21 protein-coding genes and 1 tRNA gene are annotated in these 24,974 nt (G+C 49.9%); 13 read left to right on the forward strand and 9 right to left on the reverse strand.

Going from position 1 to position 24,974, the window contains the following annotated elements; translation table 11 throughout:
* The first annotated feature begins 186 nt into the window (after nucleotides 1-186).
* The 6 genes from IC617_RS03550 to IC617_RS03575 all read left to right on the forward strand — a co-directional run bounded on the left by IC617_RS03550 (nucleotide 187) and on the right by IC617_RS03575 (nucleotide 6,156).
* Complete coding sequence (locus IC617_RS03550) at nucleotides 187-1,275, forward strand: efflux RND transporter periplasmic adaptor subunit (protein WP_191143598.1); 1,089 nt, start codon at nucleotides 187-189, stop codon at nucleotides 1,273-1,275.
* Nucleotides 1,275-4,376, forward strand: coding sequence for an efflux RND transporter permease subunit (locus tag IC617_RS03555; protein ID WP_191143599.1), 3,102 nt, complete (start codon nucleotides 1,275-1,277; stop codon nucleotides 4,374-4,376). The genes IC617_RS03550 and IC617_RS03555 overlap by 1 nt, the downstream gene beginning before the upstream one ends.
* A gap of 102 nt (nucleotides 4,377-4,478) precedes the next feature.
* On the forward strand, nucleotides 4,479-5,054 hold the full coding sequence (locus IC617_RS03560; protein ID WP_191143600.1) for an RNA polymerase sigma factor: 576 nt from the start codon (nucleotides 4,479-4,481) through the stop codon (nucleotides 5,052-5,054).
* The gene (locus tag IC617_RS03565; protein ID WP_191143601.1) at nucleotides 5,038-5,427 is read left to right on the forward strand and encodes a hypothetical protein; all 390 of its coding nucleotides are present in this window, start codon (nucleotides 5,038-5,040) and stop codon (nucleotides 5,425-5,427) included. The genes IC617_RS03560 and IC617_RS03565 overlap by 17 nt, the downstream gene beginning before the upstream one ends.
* A gap of 1 nt (nucleotide 5,428) precedes the next feature.
* A complete protein-coding gene (locus tag IC617_RS03570; protein ID WP_191143602.1) occupies nucleotides 5,429-5,668 on the forward strand; it encodes a hypothetical protein in 240 nt (79 codons plus the stop codon).
* Nucleotides 5,665-6,156: a DUF3106 domain-containing protein gene (locus IC617_RS03575; RefSeq protein ID WP_191143603.1), complete on the forward strand. Its 492-nt coding sequence runs from the start codon at nucleotides 5,665-5,667 to the stop codon at nucleotides 6,154-6,156. Before IC617_RS03570 ends, IC617_RS03575 begins: the two co-directional genes overlap by 4 nt.
* A gap of 10 nt (nucleotides 6,157-6,166) precedes the next feature.
* Here the strand turns inward: IC617_RS03575 and IC617_RS03580 are convergent, their stop codons facing one another.
* From IC617_RS03580 to pulA, 5 genes are all read right to left on the reverse strand, one after another.
* Entirely contained in the window at nucleotides 6,167-7,111 is a 945-nt protein-coding gene (locus tag IC617_RS03580; RefSeq protein WP_191143604.1) for a chemotaxis protein, read from the reverse strand.
* A 112-nt stretch (nucleotides 7,112-7,223) separates the two neighbouring features.
* The gene (locus IC617_RS03585) at nucleotides 7,224-8,138 is read right to left on the reverse strand and encodes a TonB-dependent receptor (protein ID WP_191143605.1); all 915 of its coding nucleotides are present in this window, start codon (nucleotides 8,136-8,138) and stop codon (nucleotides 7,224-7,226) included.
* Nucleotides 8,139-8,285: 147 nt separating this feature from the next.
* Nucleotides 8,286-8,960: an EF-hand domain-containing protein gene (locus tag IC617_RS03590; protein ID WP_191143606.1), complete on the reverse strand. Its 675-nt coding sequence runs from the start codon at nucleotides 8,958-8,960 to the stop codon at nucleotides 8,286-8,288.
* A 196-nt stretch (nucleotides 8,961-9,156) separates the two neighbouring features.
* Nucleotides 9,157-9,609, reverse strand: coding sequence for a superoxide dismutase [Ni] (locus IC617_RS03595; RefSeq protein WP_191143607.1), 453 nt, complete (start codon nucleotides 9,607-9,609; stop codon nucleotides 9,157-9,159).
* Nucleotides 9,610-9,758: 149 nt separating this feature from the next.
* Nucleotides 9,759-13,625: a pullulanase-type alpha-1,6-glucosidase gene (pulA, locus tag IC617_RS03600; protein WP_191143608.1), complete on the reverse strand. Its 3,867-nt coding sequence runs from the start codon at nucleotides 13,623-13,625 to the stop codon at nucleotides 9,759-9,761.
* 473 nt (nucleotides 13,626-14,098) lie between these two features.
* Here pulA and IC617_RS03605 point away from each other — a divergent pair, with 473 nt between their 5' ends.
* Entirely contained in the window at nucleotides 14,099-16,330 is a 2,232-nt protein-coding gene (locus IC617_RS03605) for a S46 family peptidase (protein WP_191143609.1), read from the forward strand.
* Nucleotides 16,331-16,401: 71 nt separating this feature from the next.
* Here the strand turns inward: IC617_RS03605 and IC617_RS03610 are convergent, their stop codons facing one another.
* On the reverse strand, nucleotides 16,402-16,596 hold the full coding sequence (locus IC617_RS03610; RefSeq protein ID WP_191143610.1) for a hypothetical protein: 195 nt from the start codon (nucleotides 16,594-16,596) through the stop codon (nucleotides 16,402-16,404).
* A 131-nt stretch (nucleotides 16,597-16,727) separates the two neighbouring features.
* On the opposite strand from IC617_RS03610, the gene modF reads away from it, so the two are divergent.
* The gene (gene modF, locus IC617_RS03615) at nucleotides 16,728-18,146 is read left to right on the forward strand and encodes a molybdate ABC transporter ATP-binding protein ModF (RefSeq protein WP_191143611.1); all 1,419 of its coding nucleotides are present in this window, start codon (nucleotides 16,728-16,730) and stop codon (nucleotides 18,144-18,146) included.
* On the opposite strand, the gene IC617_RS03620 is transcribed toward modF, so the two are convergent.
* Both IC617_RS03620 and IC617_RS03625 read right to left on the reverse strand, forming a co-directional pair.
* On the reverse strand, nucleotides 18,147-18,449 hold the full coding sequence (locus IC617_RS03620; RefSeq protein ID WP_191143612.1) for a hypothetical protein: 303 nt from the start codon (nucleotides 18,447-18,449) through the stop codon (nucleotides 18,147-18,149). It lies immediately after the preceding gene.
* 134 nt (nucleotides 18,450-18,583) lie between these two features.
* A tRNA-Val gene (locus IC617_RS03625) sits at nucleotides 18,584-18,660 on the reverse strand.
* A gap of 307 nt (nucleotides 18,661-18,967) precedes the next feature.
* Between IC617_RS03625 and pheS the strand changes: the two genes are divergently transcribed.
* From pheS to IC617_RS03640, 3 genes are read left to right on the forward strand one after another with little or no spacing between them, the layout of a single operon-like run.
* Nucleotides 18,968-19,948: a phenylalanine--tRNA ligase subunit alpha gene (gene pheS, locus IC617_RS03630; RefSeq protein WP_191143613.1), complete on the forward strand. Its 981-nt coding sequence runs from the start codon at nucleotides 18,968-18,970 to the stop codon at nucleotides 19,946-19,948.
* 27 nt (nucleotides 19,949-19,975) lie between these two features.
* Entirely contained in the window at nucleotides 19,976-22,357 is a 2,382-nt protein-coding gene (gene pheT / locus IC617_RS03635) for a phenylalanine--tRNA ligase subunit beta (RefSeq protein WP_191143614.1), read from the forward strand.
* Nucleotides 22,358-22,359: 2 nt separating this feature from the next.
* Nucleotides 22,360-22,656, forward strand: a complete 297-nt coding sequence (locus tag IC617_RS03640) for an integration host factor subunit alpha (RefSeq protein WP_087506540.1) — start codon at nucleotides 22,360-22,362, stop codon at nucleotides 22,654-22,656.
* A gap of 15 nt (nucleotides 22,657-22,671) precedes the next feature.
* On the opposite strand, the gene IC617_RS03645 is transcribed toward IC617_RS03640, so the two are convergent.
* Nucleotides 22,672-23,547: a DUF1853 family protein gene (locus IC617_RS03645; RefSeq protein WP_191143615.1), complete on the reverse strand. Its 876-nt coding sequence runs from the start codon at nucleotides 23,545-23,547 to the stop codon at nucleotides 22,672-22,674.
* Nucleotides 23,548-23,683: 136 nt separating this feature from the next.
* Between IC617_RS03645 and IC617_RS03650 the strand changes: the two genes are divergently transcribed.
* Both IC617_RS03650 and IC617_RS03655 read left to right on the forward strand, forming a co-directional pair.
* Entirely contained in the window at nucleotides 23,684-23,887 is a 204-nt protein-coding gene (locus IC617_RS03650; RefSeq protein WP_191143616.1) for a DUF2517 family protein, read from the forward strand.
* A 104-nt stretch (nucleotides 23,888-23,991) separates the two neighbouring features.
* Nucleotides 23,992-24,966, forward strand: coding sequence for a YbgA family protein (locus tag IC617_RS03655; protein WP_191143617.1), 975 nt, complete (start codon nucleotides 23,992-23,994; stop codon nucleotides 24,964-24,966).
* Nucleotides 24,967-24,974: the final 8 nt, after the last annotated feature.

Below are 24,974 nucleotides of genomic sequence, written 5' to 3' on the forward strand. Positions count from 1 at the left end.
AGTAGATTTTATACAATCGCAAAACATGTAACTATTTGGCGCTGAAGAGGGTTCTCTAGCTACTCCGAGCTAAATACTTCTCGCCTTTGTTAAGTCGCTGCGCCGATCTGCTCACTGCTTTGTCATCAAATTGAACGATGCGCGCGACTTGATATCTCGACAAGGAATTCGATTGAGGTTGTATATATGAGTTTCAAACGCTGGGCAATTAGTGCTGTTGTTATTGCTGCTGTCGTCACCATCATTGCGCTTACCAAGCAACAAATGATGTCCGGACAATCGGCTATGGATGCCGGTGGTGAGCCGGTGATGACGGTTGAGGCGTTGGTGGTTGAGCAAACCGAGTATGCGCCAACCATTGAAGTAACCGGCGAAATCAATGCGTTGCAGCAAATGCAATTAACCACAGAGTTGGCCGGCACCATCCGCCGGTTAAACCTGCCCATGGGCGGTGTTGTTGCAAGTGGTCAGGTGTTGGTGGAATTGGAGCACGCCGAAGAGAGTGCCAAGCTAATTGGCGCTAATGCCAAATTAGAACTCTATCAAACCCGCCTCAAGCGTTTGTTATCGCTACAAGCCAAGAAACAAATTAGTGAAGAGCAAGTGGACGAGGTGAAAGCCGATGTCAAACTTGCTGAGTCAGAAGTGGCGCAATTAAAAGCCACCATTAATAAGAAAATTTTCAAAGCGCCATTTGCTGCCCGTGTCGGCATCCATGATTTGGAGCTTGGCCAATATCTGGATAGCAACACGGTGATCACCACACTAGTTGGCTTGAACGATTCGGTTTGGGTGGACTTTCAGCTGCCTCAATCGTATTTGCCTCTGGCCATTGGCGATCAGGTTCAGGTGTCATTGATTGGCAAAAATGATAGCCATTCGGCACAGATCGTTGCCGTTTCGCCGCAGTTGACTAATGCTCGAAGCTTTGATTACCGCGCCAAATTGACCTTGTCGGAAGCGGCAATTGCGCAACTCTACCCCAATACCTTAGTGTCTATTCAAGTGCCGGTTGCAGCTGCGCAATCGGTTATTAAAGTGCCAGAGCTGGCGCTGGCTCGTGATCAATTCGGTGCTTACGTTTATGTCCTCGACAGTGACCAAGGCGATTTGCGAGCCAAGCGAACTGCCGTTCGAGTGCTGGCCACCGATAATGGTTGGGCGGTATTGCAAGGTGATCTGCACCCCGCTCAGCAGATTGCAACCAAGGGCTCATTCAAATTATTCCCATCGGCCAAAGTTAATATCGTTAGCGCGGAATCGGAGGCTCAGTAATGCAGCAGTCTTCGGCAAACCTGATGGATATATTCGTCAAGCGGCCAGTGCTGTCGATTGTGCTGTCAGTGGTCATTTGTTTATTGGGAATTTGGGCTGCCATTAAAATCCCCGTGTTGCAGTTCCCCCGCATTGAAAGCTCGTCATTGATTGTCAACACCTATTACACCGGTGCCTCGGCTGAAGTTGTCAAAGGCTTTGTCACCGAACCCATTGAGCGGGTGGTGGCCACCGTGCCTGGTGTTGAGTACGTGGATTCGCTGACCACCTCCGGTTTAAGCACGGTGACGGCTTGGCTTAACCTGAATGAAGACAGCACGCGGGCGCTGGCTGAATTAAATACCCGCCTTAGCCAAATTCGTTATGAATTGCCTCCCGGCGCAGAAGATCCTGTGGTTGAGGTGCGCCGCGCTGATCGCCCCTTTGCCGTGTTCTATCTTGATGTTGCCTCAGAAGGGCTGTCGCCGGCAGCGGTGACCGATTACCTGACTCGTCAGGTCAACCCGCGTTTAACCACAATTGAAGGGGTACAGCGGATCACCATTGAGGGCGCTCGGACGCCGGCAATGCGGGTGTGGCTCGATCCCGATCGGTTGGCAATGTTTGATTTAAGCGCCGTTGAGGTGTTTGACGCCTTGGCAGCCAATAACACCATTTCGACCCTTGGATTTAGCGAAAGTAGCTCGCAGCGCATTGATATTGTTGCCAATACTCAACTTAGCGATGTCAGTGAATTTGAATTGTTGGTGGTCAAGCAGCTTGATAACACCACGGTTTACTTGCGTGATGTGGCGCGCATTGAGCTGGGCTCGGAGGACGCCAATGTCACCGCACGACTCGATAATAAGGATACGGTTTATATTGCTGTCTGGCCGCTGCCGGGGGCCAATGAAATCCATATTGGCGATCAGCTCTATGAAGCGATAGAAGCGATTAATCCAACCTTACCAATGGGCATGAACATTGGCTTTGCCTATGACGGCACCTTATACATGCGCAATGCACTGCGCGAGATCTTAACCACCTTGGTTGAAACCGTGGCGCTGGTCGGGATTGTGGTGTTGTTTATGATGGGCTCGCTGCGAACGGCGTTGGTGCCTTTGGTAACCATTCCCATCTCTATTCTCGGTGCTCTGGCGGCAATGGCGGTGATGGGCTTTTCAATCAATCTGTTGACGGTATTGGCGATTGTGCTGTCGGTTGGTTTGGTTGTCGATGACGCCATTGTGGTGGTAGAAAACGTCGCTCGCTTGATGCGCCAAGGCGTGCCGAGGGTGCAAGCGGCGCTGATGAGCTCGCGCCAACTGATGGTGCCGATTATCGCCATGACCCTGACGTTGGCGGCCGTGTATTCACCCATTGGCTTCTTATCTGGCTTAACTGGTACCTTGTTCAAAGAGTTTGCGTTTAGTTTGGCAGTTGCGGTGTTGGTTTCGGGAGTTGTTGCCCTGACCTTGTCACCCATTATGAGTGCATATGTGAACGCCGATGGCGGCCGCGAAGGGCGCCTGACCAAAGCCGTGAATCAGGTATTTGAGCGCCTTCAGCAAAGCTATGGCCGCTTACTCGACCAACTATTTACTTGGCGCAATCAGCTCATCTTAGGGGCGGCAGTGCTGGCAACCTTGGCGGTTCCTTTTTATTTATACAGCGCCAAAGAGTTAGCGCCGATCGAAGATCAAAGCCACATCTTTATGATCGTGCAGTCACCGCCGCAATCGTCGTTAAGCTACAACGTCGAGCATGTCCGGCCGGTGGTCGATAAGATGCTGGAAATCGATGGCGTCAACGAAATGTGGCAGGTGATGCTAACCAGTGGCGGTTTTGCCGGCCTGGATATGGTGGAGCCACATGAGCGTGATTTTGCTCCGCAGGATAAGTTGCCTGAAGTCTACGGCACTTTGAGCCAGTTTGCGGCCTTGGACATGTTGCCCATTTTAACGCCTTCACTGCCATCAGCTGGCCAATTTGATGTTGAGTTGGTGGTCAAATCCAGTGCCAGTTACCAAGAAATGAAGCTGGTGGCCGATGAGTTGGTTGCCGCCGCTTACACGTCTGGCAAGTTCCTATTTGCCGATAGTGATTTAAAAATCGATTTGCCGCAGATCCATTTACAGCTCGATAAACGCAAAATTGCCGATCTCGGCATGCGCGTGACTGATGTGAGTGGCCAATTGGCGGTGTTGCTTTCAAGTAACTACGTCAATCGCTTTGACTCCGATGGCAAAGCGTACCGAGTGATCCCCATTGTTGGCGATGATATTCGCTCGCGGCCAGAGCAAATTCTTAACTTAACCCTAAAAACGCCTGCGGGTGAGCTGATCCCCGTGTCGTCGGTGGCATCGATTGAGTGGCATGTGCAGCCGCGCAGCTTGAGCACGTTCTCGCAGCAGAATTCATTCAAGATATACGGCGGCGCAGCGCCGGGAGTAACCAAAGAACAAGCACTGGTCGCCATTGAGCAGGCCGCGGCGAAAATTCTACCCAAAGGTTACAGCCTTGATTATGCCGGTGAATCACGGGCGATGCGTAAAGAAGGCAACACCTTGTTATCGGTGCTGGCCGTATCGTCACTCATCGTGTTCTTGATTCTGGCGGTGCAGTTCAATAGTTTTCGCGATCCACTGGTGGTATTACTCGGTTGTGTGCCACTGGCATTGGCCGGCGCTTTGGCGCTGCCATTTTTTGAACTGACCACTATCAATATCTACTCACAGATTGGCTTAGTGACGCTCATTGGTTTGATTGCCAAAAACGGCATCTTGATCGTCGAATTTGCTAATCATGTCCAAGCCGCAGGCAAGACCAAGCTAGAAGCGGTCAAAGAAGCGGCGATGACCCGCATGCGGCCCGTGCTGATGACCACCGCCGCGACGGTGTTGGGTCACTTCCCACTAGTGCTAGTAACTGGTGCCGGCGCGGAAGCGCGCAACAGTATCGGCATTATTCTGGTGGCAGGCATGTTTATCGGCACCTTCTTCACCTTGTTGGTGCTACCGGCGTTTTATTTGTGGCTGGCAGAGGATAAACAAGCACTAAAAGGTTTGCAGCGAGAGTTGGCAGAGCAGCAGTCCAAGGCGCATTCGGTAGAGCCCAATTAAAAAAGTTGCTGGCGCTGTCAACCGAATCGCCAATGAGCCGTTATTGATAGTAATGTTGACAGGCTGGCGGAGTGAGCGGGCTTTGATAAACGATGCGATGCTGTGACTGAGATTGACGCTGGCGATAACACCGAGTCGACGCCGGTGGACATGGATGAATTTCTGCAAACGATAGAATTGAAGGCCTATCGCATCGCGCTGTTTGCCGTTGGCGAGCACGCTGATGCGTTGGATATTATTCAGGACACCATGATCAAACTGGTGACCCATTACCAGCAACGGGCAGCAAACGAATGGAAGCCGCTGTTCTATCGCATTCTGCAAAACCGCATCACCGACTTTCATCGCAAGCGCAAAGTGCGCAGTTTTGTCCAGATGTTCAATTTCGGCGTTAATCGAGAAGAACCTATGGAATTGCCCGATAGCGAGCCGCATCCAGACACGGTTCCTCAGTTGGCGTGGCAAAAACAGCACCAGCAAGACGCCGTGTTTAAGGTACTCAATGGCTTACCTTTGAAACAGCAACAATGTTTTTTACTGCGCAGTTGGGAAGGGATGTCGGTCGCAGAAACCGCAGCCGCGATGGGCTGTTCACCGGGCACGGTAAAAACTCATTATTTCCGCGCAACCACGAAGATCAGAGAATTGTTGGAGCACGAGCATGACATCCACATCTAACAACAAAGAAGTGGAACAATTGGTCAATCAGCAATTGGATGCCAGTAACGAGCAATTAACCACGTCGGCTCGCAATGACATCAGCCAAGCTCGCTTGGCGGCGTTACGAGCAGGGCAAAACCAACGCCAGTATCGATCAGAGCAGTCGAATAGTGTGTTGGCGCCATTTTTTAATCGACCGCGTTGGCAATACGCCATGCCAGTGGTTGCGTTGGCGGCAATCATGTTAGTAACTTACCCCTCACCAGAAACTATCCCAGCGTTGCCACATGAGCTGATGTCAGCCGATGTGCCCAACGCTGATTTAGCGTTATTAGAGGATTTAGAGTTTGCTACTTGGTTGGCGCAGCGACAGCAGGAGGCAGGTCATTAGTATGGCGCTCGCAACCTGTATTGGTCAGTCGGCGTATGCTGGCACAGAACAGCAATCACCAGCGACACAACAAGAGGCGCCAAGTATGGCGTTTCTGGAGTACTTGGCCGAGTTGGAGCAAGTGGACTGCGAGTGGTTGTCGGCATTAGATGTTGCTGAGCATCAAGTGGAGCCGCAAGCAGCGAAGCAGGGCAGTAAGAACAAGTCAGAAACAGCGCACGAGCAGGAGGATGGGCAATGAAACTATTGTTGTCGTTGATGAGTGCTCTTTGGTTGCTGTTTGCGATGTCCGCCCACGGCCAACAATGGCAGCAGCTTAGTGCCGAGCAACAGCAGGTACTGAAAAATTTTAAAGATCAGTGGCCACAACTCAGTACTGATAAGCAGGAAAAGTTAGCCCTGGGCGCGAGCCGTTGGATTAATATGGATAACAACCAACGGCAACAGGTTTCGGCCAAATATGATAAGTGGCGGAAGCTGTCGCCCGAGCAACGCCAGCAGCTCAAAGAAAACTTTAAATCCTTCAAGAAAATGCCCAAGCAACAGCAAGCCGAAGTAAAAAAGTCGTATGAGCAATTCAATAGCTTGCCACCAGAGCAGCGCAAAGCATTACGTCAGGAGTTCAAGCAATCGCAGGATAAGTTGCGTCAGCAGCAGAAACTGCAACGGCAAAAGCAGCAAAAACAACTTCGACAAAAGCAACCCAAGAAGCGTTCGGTGCAACGTTAAGGCGCGAGCTCTAAATTAACGAATCGATATCCGTGTCGTGCTCAGTAATAGCTGCGTTGACGTTGTCATCTTCAAACGTTCTGGCGCCCTTAAGCATCGCTTGGGTGAGTTCGTTGGCATCAAACTTAGTGAGCGCTTCGTTAGCGCCCACTTGGCGCGCCCGATCGACACTAATTTCGCTCGATAACGATGTGTGCAAGATGATAAAAGCATTGCTCAGGGCTTTGTTGGAGCGAATTTCAAACGTCAGCTCATAGCCATCAAGACGCGGCATTTCAATATCGCTGACCACGATCTGGAATGGATTATCATTGGCTGCCGCTTGCTCCAGCATGTGCAATGCCATTTTGCCATTGTCGGTCACCTGATAATCGACTTCGATGCTGTCCAGCGCCGAGCTAAGTTGCTTGCGGGCCGTTGCAGAGTCATCGACTAGCAGAATATTCATGCGACTGAGTAGGGCTTGTTCTGGCAGGCTCAGCTCAACATTGGTCTGATTAAACTGCTCGGGGTAAATTGTTTCAAGCAGCATTTCAATATCCAGCAGTTGGATCAACTTGTCATCGTTGCGGGTGACGCCCGAAATATAGGCATGCTTGCCGAGAGTGGCTGGCGCTGGATGAATATCGTCCCAGCGACATTCACTGATCTTGTCGACCTGACGCACTAAAAAACCAACGGTTTGCCGACAAATATCAACCACGATGATGGAACAGGATGGCCGATCTTCGGCTGCCACAGGCGCAAAGCCAACCGCCGCTGCGAGATCGATGACAGACAGGGTGATGCCGCGCATGGACACCGAACCCAATACATGACTGGGCGATTTCGGTAACGCGGTCAGTTGCATGTATGGAACGATTTCTTTCACTTTTAGCGTACCGATAGCAAAAAGCTGGGTGGACGTAAGGTAAAAATGCAGTAAACCCTGAGTCTGGCTGGTTGCTTTGGTCATGACTTGCTCGCTAGTACGGCTATTTCTATTCGCTATGTTGTTACCCTACTATCATCGCTGGATAACGAAAAGGGCCGAGATCAGTTAGTTAACGTTTGGCCACAAATTCAGCTTAAAACAGATAGCCCAAATTGGCCGTCCAAGCGGTGGAGCTTTCGTCACCACCGAAGTCAAAGGACCCATTAATATCGACAACCCATTGGTTAAACAGATCAACCGACAGGTAGGTATTGAGCTGACCATAGCTTTCACTACCCAGCGCCGATTGCGAATTGATTAACCCGCCACGGCGACCACTGCTAATTTGGCTGATGTTGCGGCCATTGCGTGAGACCACTTCTGACTCGCTGTCGGTTACTTGGCTCCATTGCACCGATGCGCCAGCCAGCAAGCCGTAGTCGGCCGTTAGCTCTGTGTAGTGAGACGCCGATAGGTTGGCGCTGACAAAGGTTGAATTGCCTTGCTCTTTGGAGGATGAAGCCGGATCGTCACGCTTTTCTCGGCGTTGGGTCATTTGCCAATCGCTGTAGTGAACGCCAAGGCCAACGCCTAGTTGCCAGTTGTCGATTTGCCAATCGTAGCTGGTGTTCAGTGAGTAAGAAGGAGATTCGGTATCGCGCTGAAATGTGACAACCGATTCTTTGCCTGCTTTGAAGGTTAAATCGTCTTGCCAGTTATTGTAACTGGCGGTAATCGACCAGCTATCAAGGTAATAGCCAACAGCAAGGCTCCAACTGTCAATATCAAGCGAGCTATTCACCCGGTCGTTTACTGGCTCAGATTCATCGGCAACATAGACATCGGCGCTGACAGACAACTGATCCGTTAAATCCAGCGACAATAGCGCGGTTTTGCCGGCTGGCTTGAAGTTGATGATCCGCTCGTTGACCTGGGTTGTTTGCTCTGATTGACCATAACCGATATACAGCGCGCTGGCATAGCTGGCGGCAGGTGTAAGTAAAAAAGAGCTAAGTAGGGCAGTGGTGAGATAACGCGGTTGGATAACGTTTAACGGGCTTGAGGACATGACTTCGAAACATGAAAAGTGATGCCATCGACGTTAGCGGATTAAACAAAAATTAACAATTGCAGCGCGCAAAGGACGGGTAAAAAAAGCCCATATTTCTAAGGAAATATGGGCCAACAACAAGCCAAAGGGGGAACGGCAAGTGGTTTATTCGAAAACTTCTGCCACGGTTAGCTCATCAATGCATGACTTGATGGCGTGGCGCGTTGCTTTCGATGTCTGTTTGATAGCGGTGTACTCGTCAAGGCTAACATCGCCGCTTTCATCCTTATCTAAACGGGTAAATGACTGTTCGGCTTTGGCGCTAGCTTTTGCTTGCACTTCGGCCAAATCTAGGTAGGAGTCACTATTGCTATCGATGGCATCAAACTTTTGCTGAGGCGTCAGGTAGTTTTCTGGATCAGGCACGATGATGCTGTCATCACCCGATTCTACTTTTAACTCTTCGACGCAAAGGACAATGTCATCGATGATGTCAGAGTAATCTGCTGTTGCTCGAGGAGAAACCCATTCATCAAAGCTCAGCAAGCCATCTTCATCGGCATCGCTGTGGCTGAATTTTTTTTCGGCTTTTGCTGTGGCCTGTGCGGTTAATTCATCCAAAGTCAGGGTGCCACTTTCGTCGGTATCCAAACGGGCGAATGATTTTTCAGGATTACCTTTTTTACCACCACGTTGCGCTGCTTTTTCGGCGCCGGCAGCTTTGTTGAATGAACGCTCCGCGGCACCGGCGGCTGCGGCATCATTAACCGACAGGACTGATACCAAGACAACCGCAGCAGCGCTGGTGATAGATAGTGAATTTAAAAACAACTTCTTCATGCTCTTTCTCCTAAGGGCGAGTGTTATACCAATCCACTGGTTGGGGTATTGGTATCCGTATTCACATAGCAAAACGCCCCAACTCGGGTTTGGTTGACAAGGTTGTTAAAAAATTTTTAAAAAAATGAGAGAGGTAAAGAAGGGAGGCAAAACGCAGAAAACCGAGGCGCACAGGCCCCGGCTTAGGCTGCGTCATTTAATGACTATGTTCGGGGTAGTAATCAGCGAGTGCTTTAACCGACTTTTCGAGTTCATCAACGTATTTGATATCGGCATTCTGTTTGACTTTCATGGCGTTGACGATGACTGCGTGATGACGCGCTAAGCGCTCGTTGTAATCCTTTTGCTTGGTTTTAACGCGTTGCGTCAGGAAGTAGCCACTGATGGTGGTGATGATATGTTGCGCATGTTGCTCTTTGTTCATCACCCAGCGAACCAATTGATTGGCAGATTGCGGATCTGATTTGCCGCTGAGATTTTGGATTTGGCTAATCGCTTTGCGTGCTGTGGCAACGTCCTGCAGCATTTCCTGAACTTTAGCGTGATCATCGTAAATGCCGCATGGGATTTGGCAATGAGAATAGGCGAGGGGGTTAATCAGCCAAAATAGGCCGGCAATCATTAACCAGGGCTTGAGTAACTTGTTCATTGGTTTTATCTCCGTATAAATGAGCTGAACCGAGCTGACTCGGCGCGTCGTCAGAACCAATGGTTATAGATAACAATTGTCATTCTCGCCACAAAAAAGCCCGGCGCTAGGCCGGGCAAAAATGAAACAACACTCAGAGAAAGCAACGTTTATTGGGTTACAGTGAGTGTTAAATTGACGGCGTCAAATACCAAGGTATAAGTACCGTCAGTTGGCGCATCAAAGCTCAAGTCACCTTTGTTATATTCCAGGGGTATTTCGGTATCGAGTGCAACCACACCGCCGTCTTGGCCGAAGTTAATGTCGCCCCAGCTGTCGTCGGCAATTTTAAAGTTGACGCCGCCAGCGCTCAGCGCTGCATTAAGCTCATAGATACCGCCACCGACATAGGTGAATTGATAGTCTTCCAGGGCCGCCCAGCCTGGGTCAAAGCTGCCGCGCAGGTAGACGCCGGTGTCACCGAACGTTGGTGTATCTTCGCTGGCGCTAACAGTCACCACCAATTGATCGGTGTTGTTGGCATCGACGTCAAATTTGTAGATACCAGCGGTTTCGATTGTCACTGAGATATTGCCGCCGGCGTCTGACAGCGCCAGAGAATCAGCGCCTTCAGTGATGCCGCCAAAGCCGTAATTGACATCAGCCCAGTCCGCATCGGCAAATTTGAACTCATAGCTGCCAGCATCCAAGGAGATGTTGGTTGAGTACACACCTTCGCCAACAAACAAGGTTTCGTTGGCAGTGCCCCAATCGTTCATGCTACCGCGAATGTAGACCTTGGTGTCGCCAAACGGAGCGATGTTATTCATGTCTTTGGCTGACACTGGAATACCCGCGCCTTGGGCGCCGTCTTGCGGCACAACGATGACGATGGTGCTAAAGGCTGGCACATCGACGCTACCTGATGATACTTCAACGGCTGCAATCGCTGCGTCGACCGAGTTTTGTTGCACTGGGTGCAGCTCAGCGTTGGCAGGTACCGCAACTGAATGGCTGTCGGCATCCATGTTGTAGATCACCATGATCGCATCGTAGTTGCTGTCCAGATCAGCGCCAGCATTTACGCCGTCGTCGATTGACTGCACGATCAGACCCGGAGTTTGCTCAGTGCCGGTGTTGTGATAATCAACACGTTTCATCACAACGCTAGCTTCACCTAAACCAAACAGTGGTGAACTGCTGCGGATCTTGAGGTACTCCATGAACATGTCACGGCTGTGCTCAAGCTCTGCAGCGCCGGTTTCAATGCTGGTATCGGCAATGATTTCGCCAATTAACTCGTAGTTGCTACCGTCTTTGTCATCACGAGGCAGACCCTTGTTCCAGTTGTTATCAACGGCACTGAAGTCCACTTTGTTGTACCAGTCACCTGAGTCATAGCTATCACGCTCCATTGATTTAGAGCGCAACAATTCGACACCCATGTGCATAAATGGAATGCTCTGACCCAACAGCGGGAAACTGTACGTCAGCACTTGCATGCGGGCACGATCCATGGCACTTAAGCCGGCTGGCAATTTGTACTGGTTGTTATCCCACAGGGTTTGGTTGTCGTGCTTAGAAACATAAGTTTGTGTTTCATAAGTTGCCGCGGCATAACCCGATTCTTGACCGTTGTAATCAACGTCTTTACCACGTTTGGTGTCACCATTGCGGTCAATCAGAATGAAGTCAGCTAAGTTACCGGTCAGCTCAACGCGAACAATATCCGCCTGTTTAAGCCAGTTGGTTAACTCGTCCTGACTGCCACTGTTGTTTTCATTTGGCAGGGTGTAAAGGCCATTACCTAGCCCCTGATTGGTGCGAATAGCATCGCCGCCATCAAACGGTCCGCCGCCACGAATTGCGTCACGGCCACGGTCTGAGAAGGTACCAATGCCAGTGCCGTACATGTTGTGTTGACGAGCCTGAACGAAGCGCGCATCGTTCACAACTTCACCAAAGTTCCAACCTTCGCCGTAGAAGTACACGTTTTCGTTAATTTCGCGAGCGGCAGCCAGTGAATCGATCATGGCTTGTTTTGGCTGGTGACCCATCAAGTCGAAACGGTAAGCATCAACTTTGTAATGCTCGGTCCAAATCAGAATGGTATCGGTCATCAATTTGGCCATCATCGCATGTTCGGTTGCGGTGTTGTCACAGCATGTTGATTTAGTGACTGCACCACTGAGCTCATCAAGACGATGGTAGTAACCCGGTACCACTTTATCGAGCACCGACTTGTCGCCAACACCAGAGGCGTTGGTGTGGTTGTAGACTAAGTCCATCACCACATTGAGGCCATTTTCATGCAGGGTCTGAACCATTTCACGGAACTCGACGATTCGAGTGGTGCCATCGGCATTGGTCGAATAAGTTCCTTCCGGTACGCCAAAGTGCAGTGGATCGTAACCCCAGTTGAAGCCATCCAAATCGCGAATGTCATCGATAATGGTTTCGGCACACTGAGTGGCAGGATCACATTGCTCTAGCAAGCTCAGTAGCGTTGCGCCGGCATCTTCACCGCAAACGCTTGCGGTTGAACGAATGGCACACAGCTCACCGACGGTATTGGTGATTTCAATGCGCTGTGTTGGGTCTTCATTGGTGGTTGCAAAGTCAGCCGCTGGCAGCAAGTGGAAGTGAGTCAAGCCCGCTTCTTGCAATGCCAGAACATGCTTCATCGCTTCGGATTCAGTTTCGGTGAATGCCTTGTAGGTGCCACGATATGCTTCGGTGGTGGTTGGATCACTGATACTAAAGTCACGGATGTGGCTTTCATAGATGACGATGTTTTTCGGCTCGGTGACTGGTACAACATGGTCATCCCAACCGGCAGGCTTGAGTGCCGCACTGTCGAGATCAACAACCTGCGAGTAAACCGAGTTCATCGACAAGCTGATTGAGTATGGGTCTGTGGTGACCAGCGATTCGTTACGACCGGTTGCAGGATGATAAACCGCCACCCGGTATTGGTAATAAGTCCCTTCAGCTAGGCTGGTTGAGGCAGACCAGATCCCCGTTGCTGGATCTTCGGTCATGGCAATCGGCGATTCGGCCAATTGCACCTTGGTATTGGCGTCAAATGCTAGCAACTCAACCTGAGTCGCGGTTGGCGCCCAAACGCTGAAGTCAGTGCTGCTACCGACCACAGAAACACCCAAGTCGGCTTCATCGGCGTCGTTATCGCCTGCGGTGTACAGTGCATCTAGCGCCAATGGGATCTGGACGTTGGTGGCCGCCACGACTTGCTCATCGTTATTCATGGCAACGGCTACCAGCTGAGTCTTCAGCGCGGCTTTTAACTCATCAGCTGATGCTTCGTGGGTGAACGCACCAAAGCCAGACAAGTGCGGTGGCGCGTTGTCAGTCGCTGACGCAGAACTCAGATCGATGGTGATATAGTCACCAGCAAGTGAGCCGTCTGCATTTAACGCAATGTTGGCAGCAGCAGAGCTAAGTAGCATGATGCTGGTGGCTGAATCTGGCACATTCCAACGAACCGATTCGGCATTGGTCAAATGGGCTGCGGCACCTTCAATGGCCACAGGTGGCGTTTCGATCGCATCGTAAAAGACAGTTGATACATCTTTAAAGGTAAAGGCGTAATCATCGGCTTTAGCAATTTCTAGCAGGCCATCGGCACTACCCATGCCTTTTTCATCGCCTTTGTGAATGATGAAGTTGGCACACTCGGCATCGGGATTGATATCGAGAATCCAGTAAACACCATAGGTGTCACTTTCATCTTCAAATGGGTAAGGATCGGCCCAGTTTTCAAAGTGTTCGCCTGCGCGATCGATCATTGCTTGGCTGTAGCCTTCAGGGCAACTACCGCCATTCCAGATGTGCAGACCCCAGTCTTCATATGAGGCACTTGAATCTTGCAGATTGAAGTAAAGAGCAACCTGGTTTTCGCCAACTTCCACCAGTTCGCCAGAAGGAGAGTTTGAGTTGTTGCTGCTGCCGCCACAACCGCTTAACGCGGCCGCTACGAGAGCAGTACCCACCACCCCTCGATTGAGGATGTAATTCATGTTACCTAGCCTTTTTCAAGTCAATTTGATTGATACCAACGCACCATTGATTTGCTGATGAGCTTTTTAGCTTCTGTTTAGCAAATGCGGATTTTGGTTAATTGGTACTAGCCTTTGGTCACTTCTTTGGTGACTCTAAAATCGCAAATTAGAGTAGAAGCGATGGCGTGATCGAAATGTGATCTGCCGCGTATGTGGCGATTTTGCTGCGAACTGGTGCAACCGGTTTCCCGCTAAAGGTGAGTGGTTGATCACACAAATGGTCTGTATAACAATTAGTTAGACAGGTGAATTATTGCCTCATTTGGCACCGATTTAGCGCCACCTCGACCACCTGTGAAACAAAACTTTTACGGCCTCGCCACGACAAACTTGACCGCAGCGGTCACCTTGCTGACTAAGCTATGGTTAAATATCGGCGCTAATTTTGGCTCGTGGCTTTGGCCACAGCGAATTAACCAGTCAGGACTTCCATGAAAACAAAACTAACAATAGTCGCAGCAATGGCGTTAAGTGCCGCTGCTAGTGCTGATGAAGGCCAATGGCAACCGCATCAGCTAACCCAACTTCAACACGAATTTGACCGTGTTGGCATTGAATTACCCGCATCACAGGTCGCCGATTTAAATCAGTATCCGCTTAATGCGGTGGTTGGCTTGGGTTACTGCTCGGCATCATTTGTCTCACCAAAGGGCTTGGTGGTGACCAATCATCACTGTGCTTATGGCGCTATTCAAAACAACAGTACGCCTGAAAACAATCTGATTGAGAAGGGCTTTCTTGCCGGCTCCATGGCAGGGGAGCTGCCTGCGGGTCCACAAGAGCGATTGTATGTCACCGAATCGGTCGAAGATGTGACCGCCGAGGTGACTGGAACGCTCGCAGATGATCTTCATGGTAAAGCGCGTTATGACGCCATTGCTGCCAATCGCAAGGCGCTGATCAGCGAATGCGAAACAGATCCCAACTATCGCTGCTCGGTACGGGCTTTTCACCATGGCTTGGAATACTTTTTGATCAAGCAGTTGATGATTAAAGACGTCCGTTTGGTCTATGCGCCAGCCGAAGCCCTTGGCAATTTTGGTGGCGACATTGATAACTTTGAATATCCGCGCCATACCGCTGATTTCACTTTTGTTCGTGGTTATGTCGGTAAAGATGGCAAACCAGCTGAATACAGCGAAGACAATGTGCCGTATCAGCCCAAGTCCTTCCTCAAGGTCAACACCAGCGGCGTCAAGCTGGGTGATGGCGTGTTGGTGGCTGGCTACCCCGGCCGTACCAGCCGTTACAAACTGGCGGATGAAGTGAATTATTCCGCCAATTGGTATTATCCGACATTGCTTGACACCTATTACATGACCCTTGACACCATTGCTGAGGCAACGCAAGGCCGAGAGGCTGCAGAGGTCAAATATGCCTCGCGGGTGAAGAGCATCAACAATCGCCTGAAAAAATTGCTGGGCCTGCAAGATGGCTTTAAAGCCACAGATATTGAAGGCATTAAACGAGCGCAAGAGCAGCAGTACCTGAGCTGGTTTGGTGAAGATGCTTCTCGCCAGTCATTCACCGTGGCGCATCAACAGTTACAAACTTTGCTCAGCGATGCCCATGCGCAACAACAACGCCAGTTCTACTACAACTACGCGATTAATTCTGATTTGCTCAATGCCGCGATCCGTTTGTATCGCTTAGCTAAAGAGAGCGAAAAGGCTAATGCTGACCGTGAGATGGGTTATCAGGAGCGCGATTTGCCAATGTTTAAAGCGCGCTTACAACGCTTGCAAACCAAGTTTGATCCAGCCGTTGACCAAGCATTGTGGGTGAGCTATTTGGCCGCTTATTTAGACCAAGATCAATCACGCCAGATTGCTGACTTGAACAGCGCGTTGGGCTTAAAAAGCACAATGAGCCGCTCAGATTTGGAAGCGCTGGTAGCTGCTATTTATGGCAAAACCGAATTGGCCAATGCCGAGGCTCGGGTTGCTTGGATTGGTAAGTCGGTAGCCGAGTTTGAGCAATCGGCGGATCCGCTTATTGCCCTAGCGGTGGCACTTTACGATGCCAATATGACAGTTGAAGCTGAGCAAAAAGAAATGGCAGGTCGCTTAGCGGAAGTGCGGCCGCAATATATGGCTGCGGTCATCGCATTCAACAATGCGCAGGGCAAGCCAGTGTATCCGGATGCGAACTCAACCCTGCGAGTCAGCTATGCCCAGGTTGATGGTTACCCGGCTGCCGATGGTATTTATAAAACGCCATTTACATCGCTACGTGGTTTAGTTGCGAAGCATACCGGTGAAAAGCCGTTTATCGCCACGGATAGCGTACTGATGGCACATCAGAATAAGGCTTATGGTGATTACTATCGCGGCGATCTTGGTGCGCCAGCGGTGACCTGTGGTTTGTTTAGCTTTGGCTGCGAGGCACAAGCGGCACGCCCACTTGAAGTCAATTCGGTGCCGGTTAACTTCCTTAGCAGCGCCGACACGACTGGCGGTAACTCAGGATCTCCGGTGATGAATGGCAAGGGCGAGTTGGTTGGTTTGAATTTCGATTCAACGTACGAGTCGATCACCAAGGATTGGTACTTTAATGGCAAGATCACCCGAGCGATTCACGTCGATATTCGTTATGTGTTGTGGCTGATGACCGAAGTCGATAATGCCGATTATCTATTGGATGAAATGACCCTCGTCCAGTAGCGCACGACTGCTTGTTATCGTCAAAAGCCGCATTAAGGTTACTTAATGCGGCTTTTTTAATCTCGATTGTTTTAAGCACCGCTTTTGTATTTAGCGAACAGTTGTTCAATCCGCTCGAAAAGTGAATGGCCGGTAATCGCCGCATAAAACATGCCGCCAGCGCTTAGCAGGCCTAACAAACCCAGTGCTAAGTCCACCAGAGAGTTATCGCGAATGCCGATATAGAGCAAATAGGCCGCAAGGGCCAATAGAGCTAAAGGGATCATTAATCTTCCTCCATGAAGTTGCGTTGCTTTTACAGCCCTTACTCGCTTGCTGATCTTGAGCTGCTGTTCAATGATAGTGCTGAACTGACCCAAGCAACAAACTGAGACTATTTATTGACCCGTGTATTTGCATGAAACTAGACAATATTCGAATTGAAGCGCGTGATAGCGTGTTTAATGAACCACTACTGACCATCAAACACTGGTCCATTGGCAGCCAGAGTTGGGGCATTGTGGGTCGCAATAATAGTGGCAAGGCACAGCTATTTGAGCTGTTAATGAAGCAGGTCAACTACAAGGGAGACATTGCTAATTGGCCGGATAGCATCGCTGCGGTCAGCTTTGGCGAGCAGCAAGCGCTGGTTGCCCAAGAGCTGAAAAATGATCAAAGCGACATACTGGATGAGCTGGATCCTGGCACCTTGGTGGCTGAGTTATTACAACAAGCTGCGGTGACACCCGCTGAGATACTGCCAATTGCGGAGCAATTTGGCTTAGACCAATTGCTGCAACAAGGTTTTCGCTCGTTATCGACCGGCGAAACTCGCAAAGTGCTTCTGGCACGGGCATTACTCCGACGCCCACAACTGCTGTTGCTCGAAGATCCGTTTGATGGCCTTGATGTTCAGGCTCGGCAACAAATCAGCCGGTTGCTGGAGCAGTTGGCCGGGCAGGGCGTGCAGTTATTATTGATGGTAGACCGGCCTGATGATTTACCGGATTGGCTAGCGGCCATCGCTGTCTTTGCCAATCGCACTTTGCTGGTAGCTGATAGTGCCGAACAGGTGCGTCTCTCGGCCCATTGGTTGACCCTGAAATTATCCCAAGCGGCAAATCAGCCGCCGCCCATTTCAGATTGCGCGACTTCATTACCTGCCCAAGAGCCGGTTTTCCAATTGCGCCGTGGTCGAGTCAGCTATGGTGATCATCTGGTCATTGATGGCCTCGATTGGTCGATTCAACAAGGTGAACACTGGCGCCTGATTGGCCCCAATGGTTCTGGTAAGTCGACTTTGCTGAAAGTGATTTGTGGTGACCATCCGCAGTGTTACAGCAATGACATTCGTCAGTTCGGTATTCAGCGTGGCAATGGTGAGAGCATTTGGGACATTAAGCGTCATATCGGTATGGTTAGCGCCGAATTACAACTGAACTATCGGGCGCGGGTTAATGCGCTTACTGTGGTGTTATCTGGTTATTTCGATTCAATCGGCGTCTACCGCCATGTCAGTCAACACCAAAAAAGTCATGCGATGGCATGGTTGCAGTGGTTTCACGCAGAGCACCTTGCTGCCAAGCTGTTTCATCAATTGAGTTACGGTGAGCAGCGCTTAATTTTGGTGATCCGTGCACTGGTAAAGTCGCCGCTACTACTGATCTTGGATGAGCCGCTACAAGGGCTTGATGAAGCCAATGCTCAGGTGGTACTGACCGCAGTCAATCGGATTATTGAGTCGGGTCACAGCCAATTGTTGTACGTCAGCCATCGAGAAGAGCCAGGACTGCACTGTGACTGCAGGGCTCTTCATCTGCCGGTTGCGGCGACTTAATTAGAAGACGAAAACGAGTAACACGCAAAGTGCGTATGATTCATTCAGCGTGATACCCCGCTTGTCAAAAATATTACTAAGACATCGATTCCAAATTTCCATAAATACTTTAGATGCGACTAATGCCGTCACAATAAAAAGCACAAATAGCGCGAACACCAATAAAGTAACATCATTAATTAGCTTCAACAGCAGTGGCGGTGCTGATTGAGAACCGTCTCCTAGAAGTACCTCGGTGACAACGGAAACAAAAAACAACACGATGGTGCTGACGATGTTAAATGGCAGGGTAATGGGCATCACTCAAATCTCCTTTTTCAGTGAATGTCAGAATCAATTTACGATAGTTCAACATCACAAACCACCGTTCATCATCATGGAATTCTTTTGATGATTAACTAACGGGGCAATAAGGAGGTTCTTTTCGATAGGAAAATTGGTACGACCGAGTGGACTCGAACCACCGACCCCCACCATGTCAAGGTGGTGCTCTAACCAGCTGAGCTACGGTCGTACAATATCGGGAAGGTGAAGCACCTGTCCGCGAAGTGGGCGCTATAATAGCGGCGGTTATTTTTCCTTGCAATAGTTTTTCTTCAATTTTTTGTATTTGCCGTTTAGTTGCTTACTCCTTAATCACAACTGCGCGGCAAACCGCTCGAAAAGCCCGCCAAGGATTAAAAACAATACAGTTTTTACTGCTTTTCACCCGCTTACGCATTTAATTATTTGTGTTTTTCGGTAGACTTACCGGCTACAAAATTTTGCCATTCGCATTGGCTCTGACAACAGAGTCGACAATCGTAGAAAAGAGAAACGATATGCTGAACCTGGACGCACTGGTGGCCGAGGCTCTGGCCGCCGTTGACGGTGCACAACAAGTGACCGCGCTTGATGAAGTGCGCGTTAACTTTTTAGGTAAGAAAGGTCGCCTGACCGAACAATTGAAATCCTTGGGTAAGTTAAGCCCAGAAGAGCGACCTGCCGCTGGTCAAGCCATCAATCAGGCTAAGCAGCAAGTGCAACAGGCTATTACTGAGCGAATGACGGCGTTGCAGCAGGCTGAACTCAATGCCAAGCTCGCATCAGAAACCATTGATGTGTCGTTGCCGGGTCGCCGTATGCCTGAAGCGGGCCTACATCCGGTATCGCGCACCATCAATCGCATCAAAACGTATTTCGGTGAGCTGGGCTTTGAAGTCAAGCAAGGCCCAGAAGTGGAAGATTCGTTCCATAACTTTGATGCCTTAAACATTCCTGAGCATCATCCGGCACGTGCCGATCACGATACCTTCTACTTTAATCCAGAGCTGGTATTGCGGACCCAAACTTCGGGCGTGCAAATTCGCACCATGGAAAACGAGCAACCGCCGCTGCGGATTATCTCGCCAGGCCGCGTTTATCGTAATGATTACGACCAGACTCACACGCCGATGTTCCATCAGGTTGAAGGCTTGATGGTCGATGAAAAAGTGTCGTTCACCGAGTTGAAAGGCATTCTTCACGACTTTTTGCAGAACTTCTTCGAGAAGGATTTGACCATTCGTTTCCGTCCTTCTTATTTCCCGTTCACCGAGCCATCAGCAGAGGTCGATGTACTCGGTGAAAACGGTTGGCTGGAAGTACTGGGCTGCGGCATGGTGCATCCAAACGTGTTGCGTAGCGTTGGAGTTGACCCTGAGAAATACTCTGGTTTTGCCTTTGGTATGGGCGTCGAGCGTTTGACCATGCTGCGCTATGGCGTCAACGACTTGCGGGCGTTTTTCGAGAACGACCTGCGTTTCCTCAAGCAATTTAACTAAGCCAGTCGTTAAGAGAGAACACAGAAGATGAAATTCAGTGAATCCTGGGTCCGTGAATGGGTCAACCCTGCAATTAGTTCTGACGAGCTGGCTGAACAAATTACCATGGCCGGTCTTGAAGTAGACGGCGTTGAAGGCGTTGCTGGCGAGTTTACCGGCGTGGTTGTTGGTGAAGTGGTCGAGTGCGGCCAACACCCAGATGCCGACAAGTTGCGCGTCACCAAAGTCAATGTCGGTGGCGATGAACTACTTGATATCGTTTGTGGTGCTGCCAACTGCCGTCAAGGCCTAAAGGTCATGGTGGCGACCGTTGGTGCGGTACTACCGGGCAACTTTAAGATCAAGAAAGCCAAATTGCGTGGTCAGCCATCCATGGGCATGTTGTGTGCCGAAGCTGAGCTGGGCATGGCAGAAGAGTCTGATGGCATTATGGAGCTGCCAGCTGATGCGCCAATCGGCATGGATATCCGTGAATACTTAAAGCTCGATGATAAAACCATTGAAGTGGATTTAACCCCAAACCGGAGCGACTGCTTAGGCATTGCCGGTTTGGCCCGCGAAATTGGTGTCCTCAATAACTGCGAAGTGACTGAGCCAAGCTGGGATAGCGCCAAAGCAACCATCAGCGATAAAGTTGATGTCGTTCTTGAGGCGCCTGCCGCGTGCCCACGTTATCTCGCTCGCGTGATTAAGGGTGTTGATGCCACGGTGCAATCACCACTATGGCTGGTTGAGAAATTGCGCCGCTGTGGAGTGCGCAGCGTTGATCCTGTGGTCGACGTGACCCAATACGTGTTGCTTGAGTTCGGCCACCCAATGCATGCCTTTGATTTAGATAAAATCGACGGTGGTATTGTCGTACGTATGGCCAAGCCAGAAGAAAAACTGACCTTGCTTGATGGCAATGAAGCAACGCTGCGTGACGATACCTTAGTCATTGCTGACCACAACAAAGCATTAGCCATGGCAGGTATCTTTGGCGGTCTTGATAGCGGTGTGACCGCCCAATCAAAAGATATTTTGCTTGAGAGTGCCTTCTTTGCACCGCTTGCCATCGCTGGTAAAGCGCGTAGCTATGGTTTGCACACTGACGCATCACACCGCTACGAGCGTGGCGTAGACTTTGAACTCCAGCACAAAGCGATGGAGCGGGCCACGGCGTTGTTGCTCGATATCGTTGGTGGTGAGGCTGGGCCTGTGGTTGAAGCGGTGAGCCAAGCTGATTTGCCAGCCTTAGCGCCAATTACTCTGCGCAAAGCAAAGCTCGAAAGCCGCATTGGCATTAGCTTTGACAATGCTCAGGTTGAAGAAATCCTAACCCGACTTGGTTTGACCGTTGCGGCTATCGAGGGTGGATGGACGGCAACTGTACCTTCGTATCGCTTTGATCTTGCAATTGAAGAAGATTTGATTGAAGAAGTGGCTCGGGTCTTTGGTTACAACAATATTCCTAATGTAGCGCCGACTGCTTCACTGGTGATGAATCGTCACCCAGAAGCAGATATCACCGAAGACGAGCTGAAAGACACCTTGGTCAAGCGCGGTTATCAAGAAGCCATTACCTACAGCTTTGTTGATCCCAAAGTGCAGAAAATCTTGTTCCCAGAAGCAAACGATCTGATTTTGCCGCATCCGATTTCTGCGGACATGTCAGCAATGCGGGTCAGTTTATTGCCGGGTTTGTTGCAAACCTTGAAGTACAACCAGAACCGTCAACAAAACCGCGTGCGTTTGTTCGAACTGGGTTTACGGTTCTTGCCTGAATCAGACACTCAAGTTGTTCAAAACAAGATGTTAGGCGGGGTTATTGCCGGTTCGCGGTTTGATGAGCATTGGAGCGAAGGTGCCGGAGCCGTTGATTTTTATGATGTTAAGGGCGATGTTGAAGCGCTGTTGGCGAATTTCGGTGGTTTAGAGCCATTCCGTTTTGTTGCTGATGCCCATCCCGCCTTGCATCCGGGCCAGGCGGCTGCAATTTATCGCGGCGATACTATAGTTGGTCATGTCGGTGCATTGCACCCGAGTGCAATTAAATCACTCGGAATTAAAGGAAAAGTTTTCGCTTTTGAGCTATTAATTGAAGCGCTGGGTGAAAAACTGATTCCAAAAGCTGTGCCGGTAAGCAAGTTCCCTGCAAACCGTAGAGACTTCGCTTTTGTCGTCGATCATGCCGTTGCAAGCAGTGATGTGATCGATTTAGTGAAAAAAGTTGGCGGGAATCAAGTCGTTAACGTAAACTTGTTCGATATGTATCAAGGTGAGGGGGTTGTCGAGGGTAAAAAGAGCCTCGCGATCTCAATTACGGTACAAGATTTGGAAAGAACACTTGAAGACAAGGAAATCAGCGTCTTAACTGATAATGTCATCACAGCGGTAACATCTGAGTTCAACGCGACACTAAGGGAGTGATTATGGCGCTCACTAAAGCAGACATGGCTGAAATGCTTTTTATGAAGCATGGCATCAATAAAAAATTGGCTAAAGAAATGGTGGAAACCTTCTTTGAAGAGATCCGCCAGTGTCTGGAAGATGGTGAACAAGTCAAATTGTCTGGCTTTGGTAACTTTGATCTGAGAGTGAAAAATGAACGTCCGGGGCGTAACCCAAAGACAGGCGAAGATATTCCTATCTCTTCCCGTCGGGTGGTGACTTTCCGTCCGGGACAGAAGCTCAAAGCTCGGGTTGAGAACGCCAAACCAATCGACTGATAGGCATCGATAACATTACAAAGCGGCTGCAGATATTGCGGCCGCTTTTTTTTGCGCTTTTGCAGGCCAGTCATCAGGTACGATAAAGCAGCAAACAAGCTGGCCGCAGGCTAGCACGGTGGTGACGAATACCGGCTTGGTTAGCCGATCGGTACTGCAATCAATCCATTGCCCAGCTAATTTAGGCTGGATCCAATCGAGCTTAGCCTGCTCGTAAGTCGTGTTGGTATGGTCTAGCAATTGCCATTGGTGCTGGGTGTACCAATGACCATCACGCGGCAGCTGCAACTGCTCAGCCGCTTTAAATACCCGACCACTGGCTAAAATCATTTTCTGATCAATGTGATCGATGCCAAGCGTCGACAACACTGCTTGTGCTGCTGGCTGCTCTCCTAAGCGGATTTGCTTGGCCAACAGCTTGTTTCGCTTGCTAATCCAATCATCATTAAGGTTAGGGCCAAGCCAGACCGGCGGCAATTGCTGCTCGTCATCGGGCGACACCGCTAAATAGTATTTGCAGGCGAGCTCCCAGTGCTCGATACGGCCTTGCTGACACTGGCTTGCAGCGGGGCAATGGCGCAGCAGGAAATCAAATGCACCGATGGTTTGTTTATCCGCGGTGATCTGTAAGTTATGACTGAGTAACTGATAGTCAGGATGGCTATTAATAAGTGCTAGCCAGAGCTGTTCAACGTACAAACCAAGTCTTGGCGAGTGGGGCAGTTGGACTTGCTTGGCAATGATCAGTAAATCGGGTTGGTGGTCCAATAAACGTTGCCGAAAATGTTCAAGCCAGCCTGCTGGTTGCCGATACGGTAGCGTTTGATCGAGGGCAGAGGTCTGAGTAAGTAATGCCTGTAGATCTTCAATAATTTCGTAATAATCTTTCATTTTCTGGCGTTACCGTGATGGCGATCTTGTTAAAAAAATGTTCTCGGTCAATAAATGAGTAATAAAAATACATTTGTGATTGAAATCACATTTTATCTGGTCTAACCTGTTGTTGTTTCAAACAGGAGGCGTTGCCATGTTCAAGTTTTACTCACCAATTGTTGTTTTCATGCGCCGTGTCATTTTGCTATGTCTGGCGGTTATCGTGATGCCATTTGCTTTGATTAGCAATAAAACAGCGCAAATGGGTAGCCTGTTTCACCGAGCTTGGGTGAAAAATGGCGACAAACCCGTTTGGTTGCAATGTCAGGAAAAAGCATCTGGCTCTATCCAATTTTGATTTTTGTTCACCACATTGATGGTGAATTTTGCGCTCGAGAGCTGAACTAACTCGCGCAACTTGCCGTAGACTGTGCAGTAGTAATCACAGTCTGCGAGCCAAGGATGAAACTAGTTCAAACTCAATTCAAACCTGATTCCATTCAAATCGGCGTGAGTGCCTGCGTTGTTGGTCAAGGCGTGCGATTTGACGGTGGCCACAAACGATTGGGCTTTGCCGATCGCGATCTGCGAGAGTTCGTGTCATACGTGCCAGTCTGCCCAGAAGTGGCGATTGGCATGGGCGTACCTCGCCCAACCATCAGACAAGTTGAAGTCGACGGTGCGATCGAAGTTCGCGGTTCAACTGATGCGAGCATTAACGTCACCGAACAACTCGCTTCGTACAGCCAGCAACAAAGCCAGACCCTAGATGGCTTGAGCGGCTTTATCGTCTGCGCCAAATCGCCAAGTTGCGGCATGGAGCGCATTAAGGTCTATCACCCAGATGGTCACACCTTGCGCCATGATTCGGTTGGTGTATTCACCAAAGCGCTGATGGAGCGCTACCCATTGTTGCCCGTTGAAGAAAACGGCCGCCTGTGCGATCCGGTGCTGCGGGAAAATTTTGTCACCCGTGTTTATGCGCTACAACATTGGCAACGGATGATCCATTCCGGCTTGACTGCGGACAAACTGGTTAAATTCCACTCCCGCTACAAATTTATGGTGATGGCCAGTCATCAAACCTCGTATCGCACCCTTGGCCAGTTGATTTCCGATCTCAGCAGCAATGACTTGCAGGACGTCGCTGATGAGTACATTTATGGCTTGATGTATGCCCTCAAACAGCGCGCTAACCGGAAAGGCCACACCAATACGCTGATGCACTTACAAGGCTACTTTAAGAAATTTATTGGTACTGAGGAACGCCAAGCGTTGGCCGATGTCATCGACAAATACCGACGGGGTTTGCTGCCGCTCATGGCACCGATGACATTGATTCAACACTTGCTGGTCAAATTCCCCAACGAATACCTGAGTAGTCAGGTTTACATTCGACCTCACCCCGACAAGCTGGCGCTTCGTCAGCAGTTATAACAGGCGGC

Source organism: Neiella litorisoli (assembly GCF_014773395.1).
In the GTDB taxonomy this organism is placed as follows: Bacteria; Pseudomonadota; Gammaproteobacteria; order Enterobacterales; family Neiellaceae; genus Neiella; species Neiella litorisoli.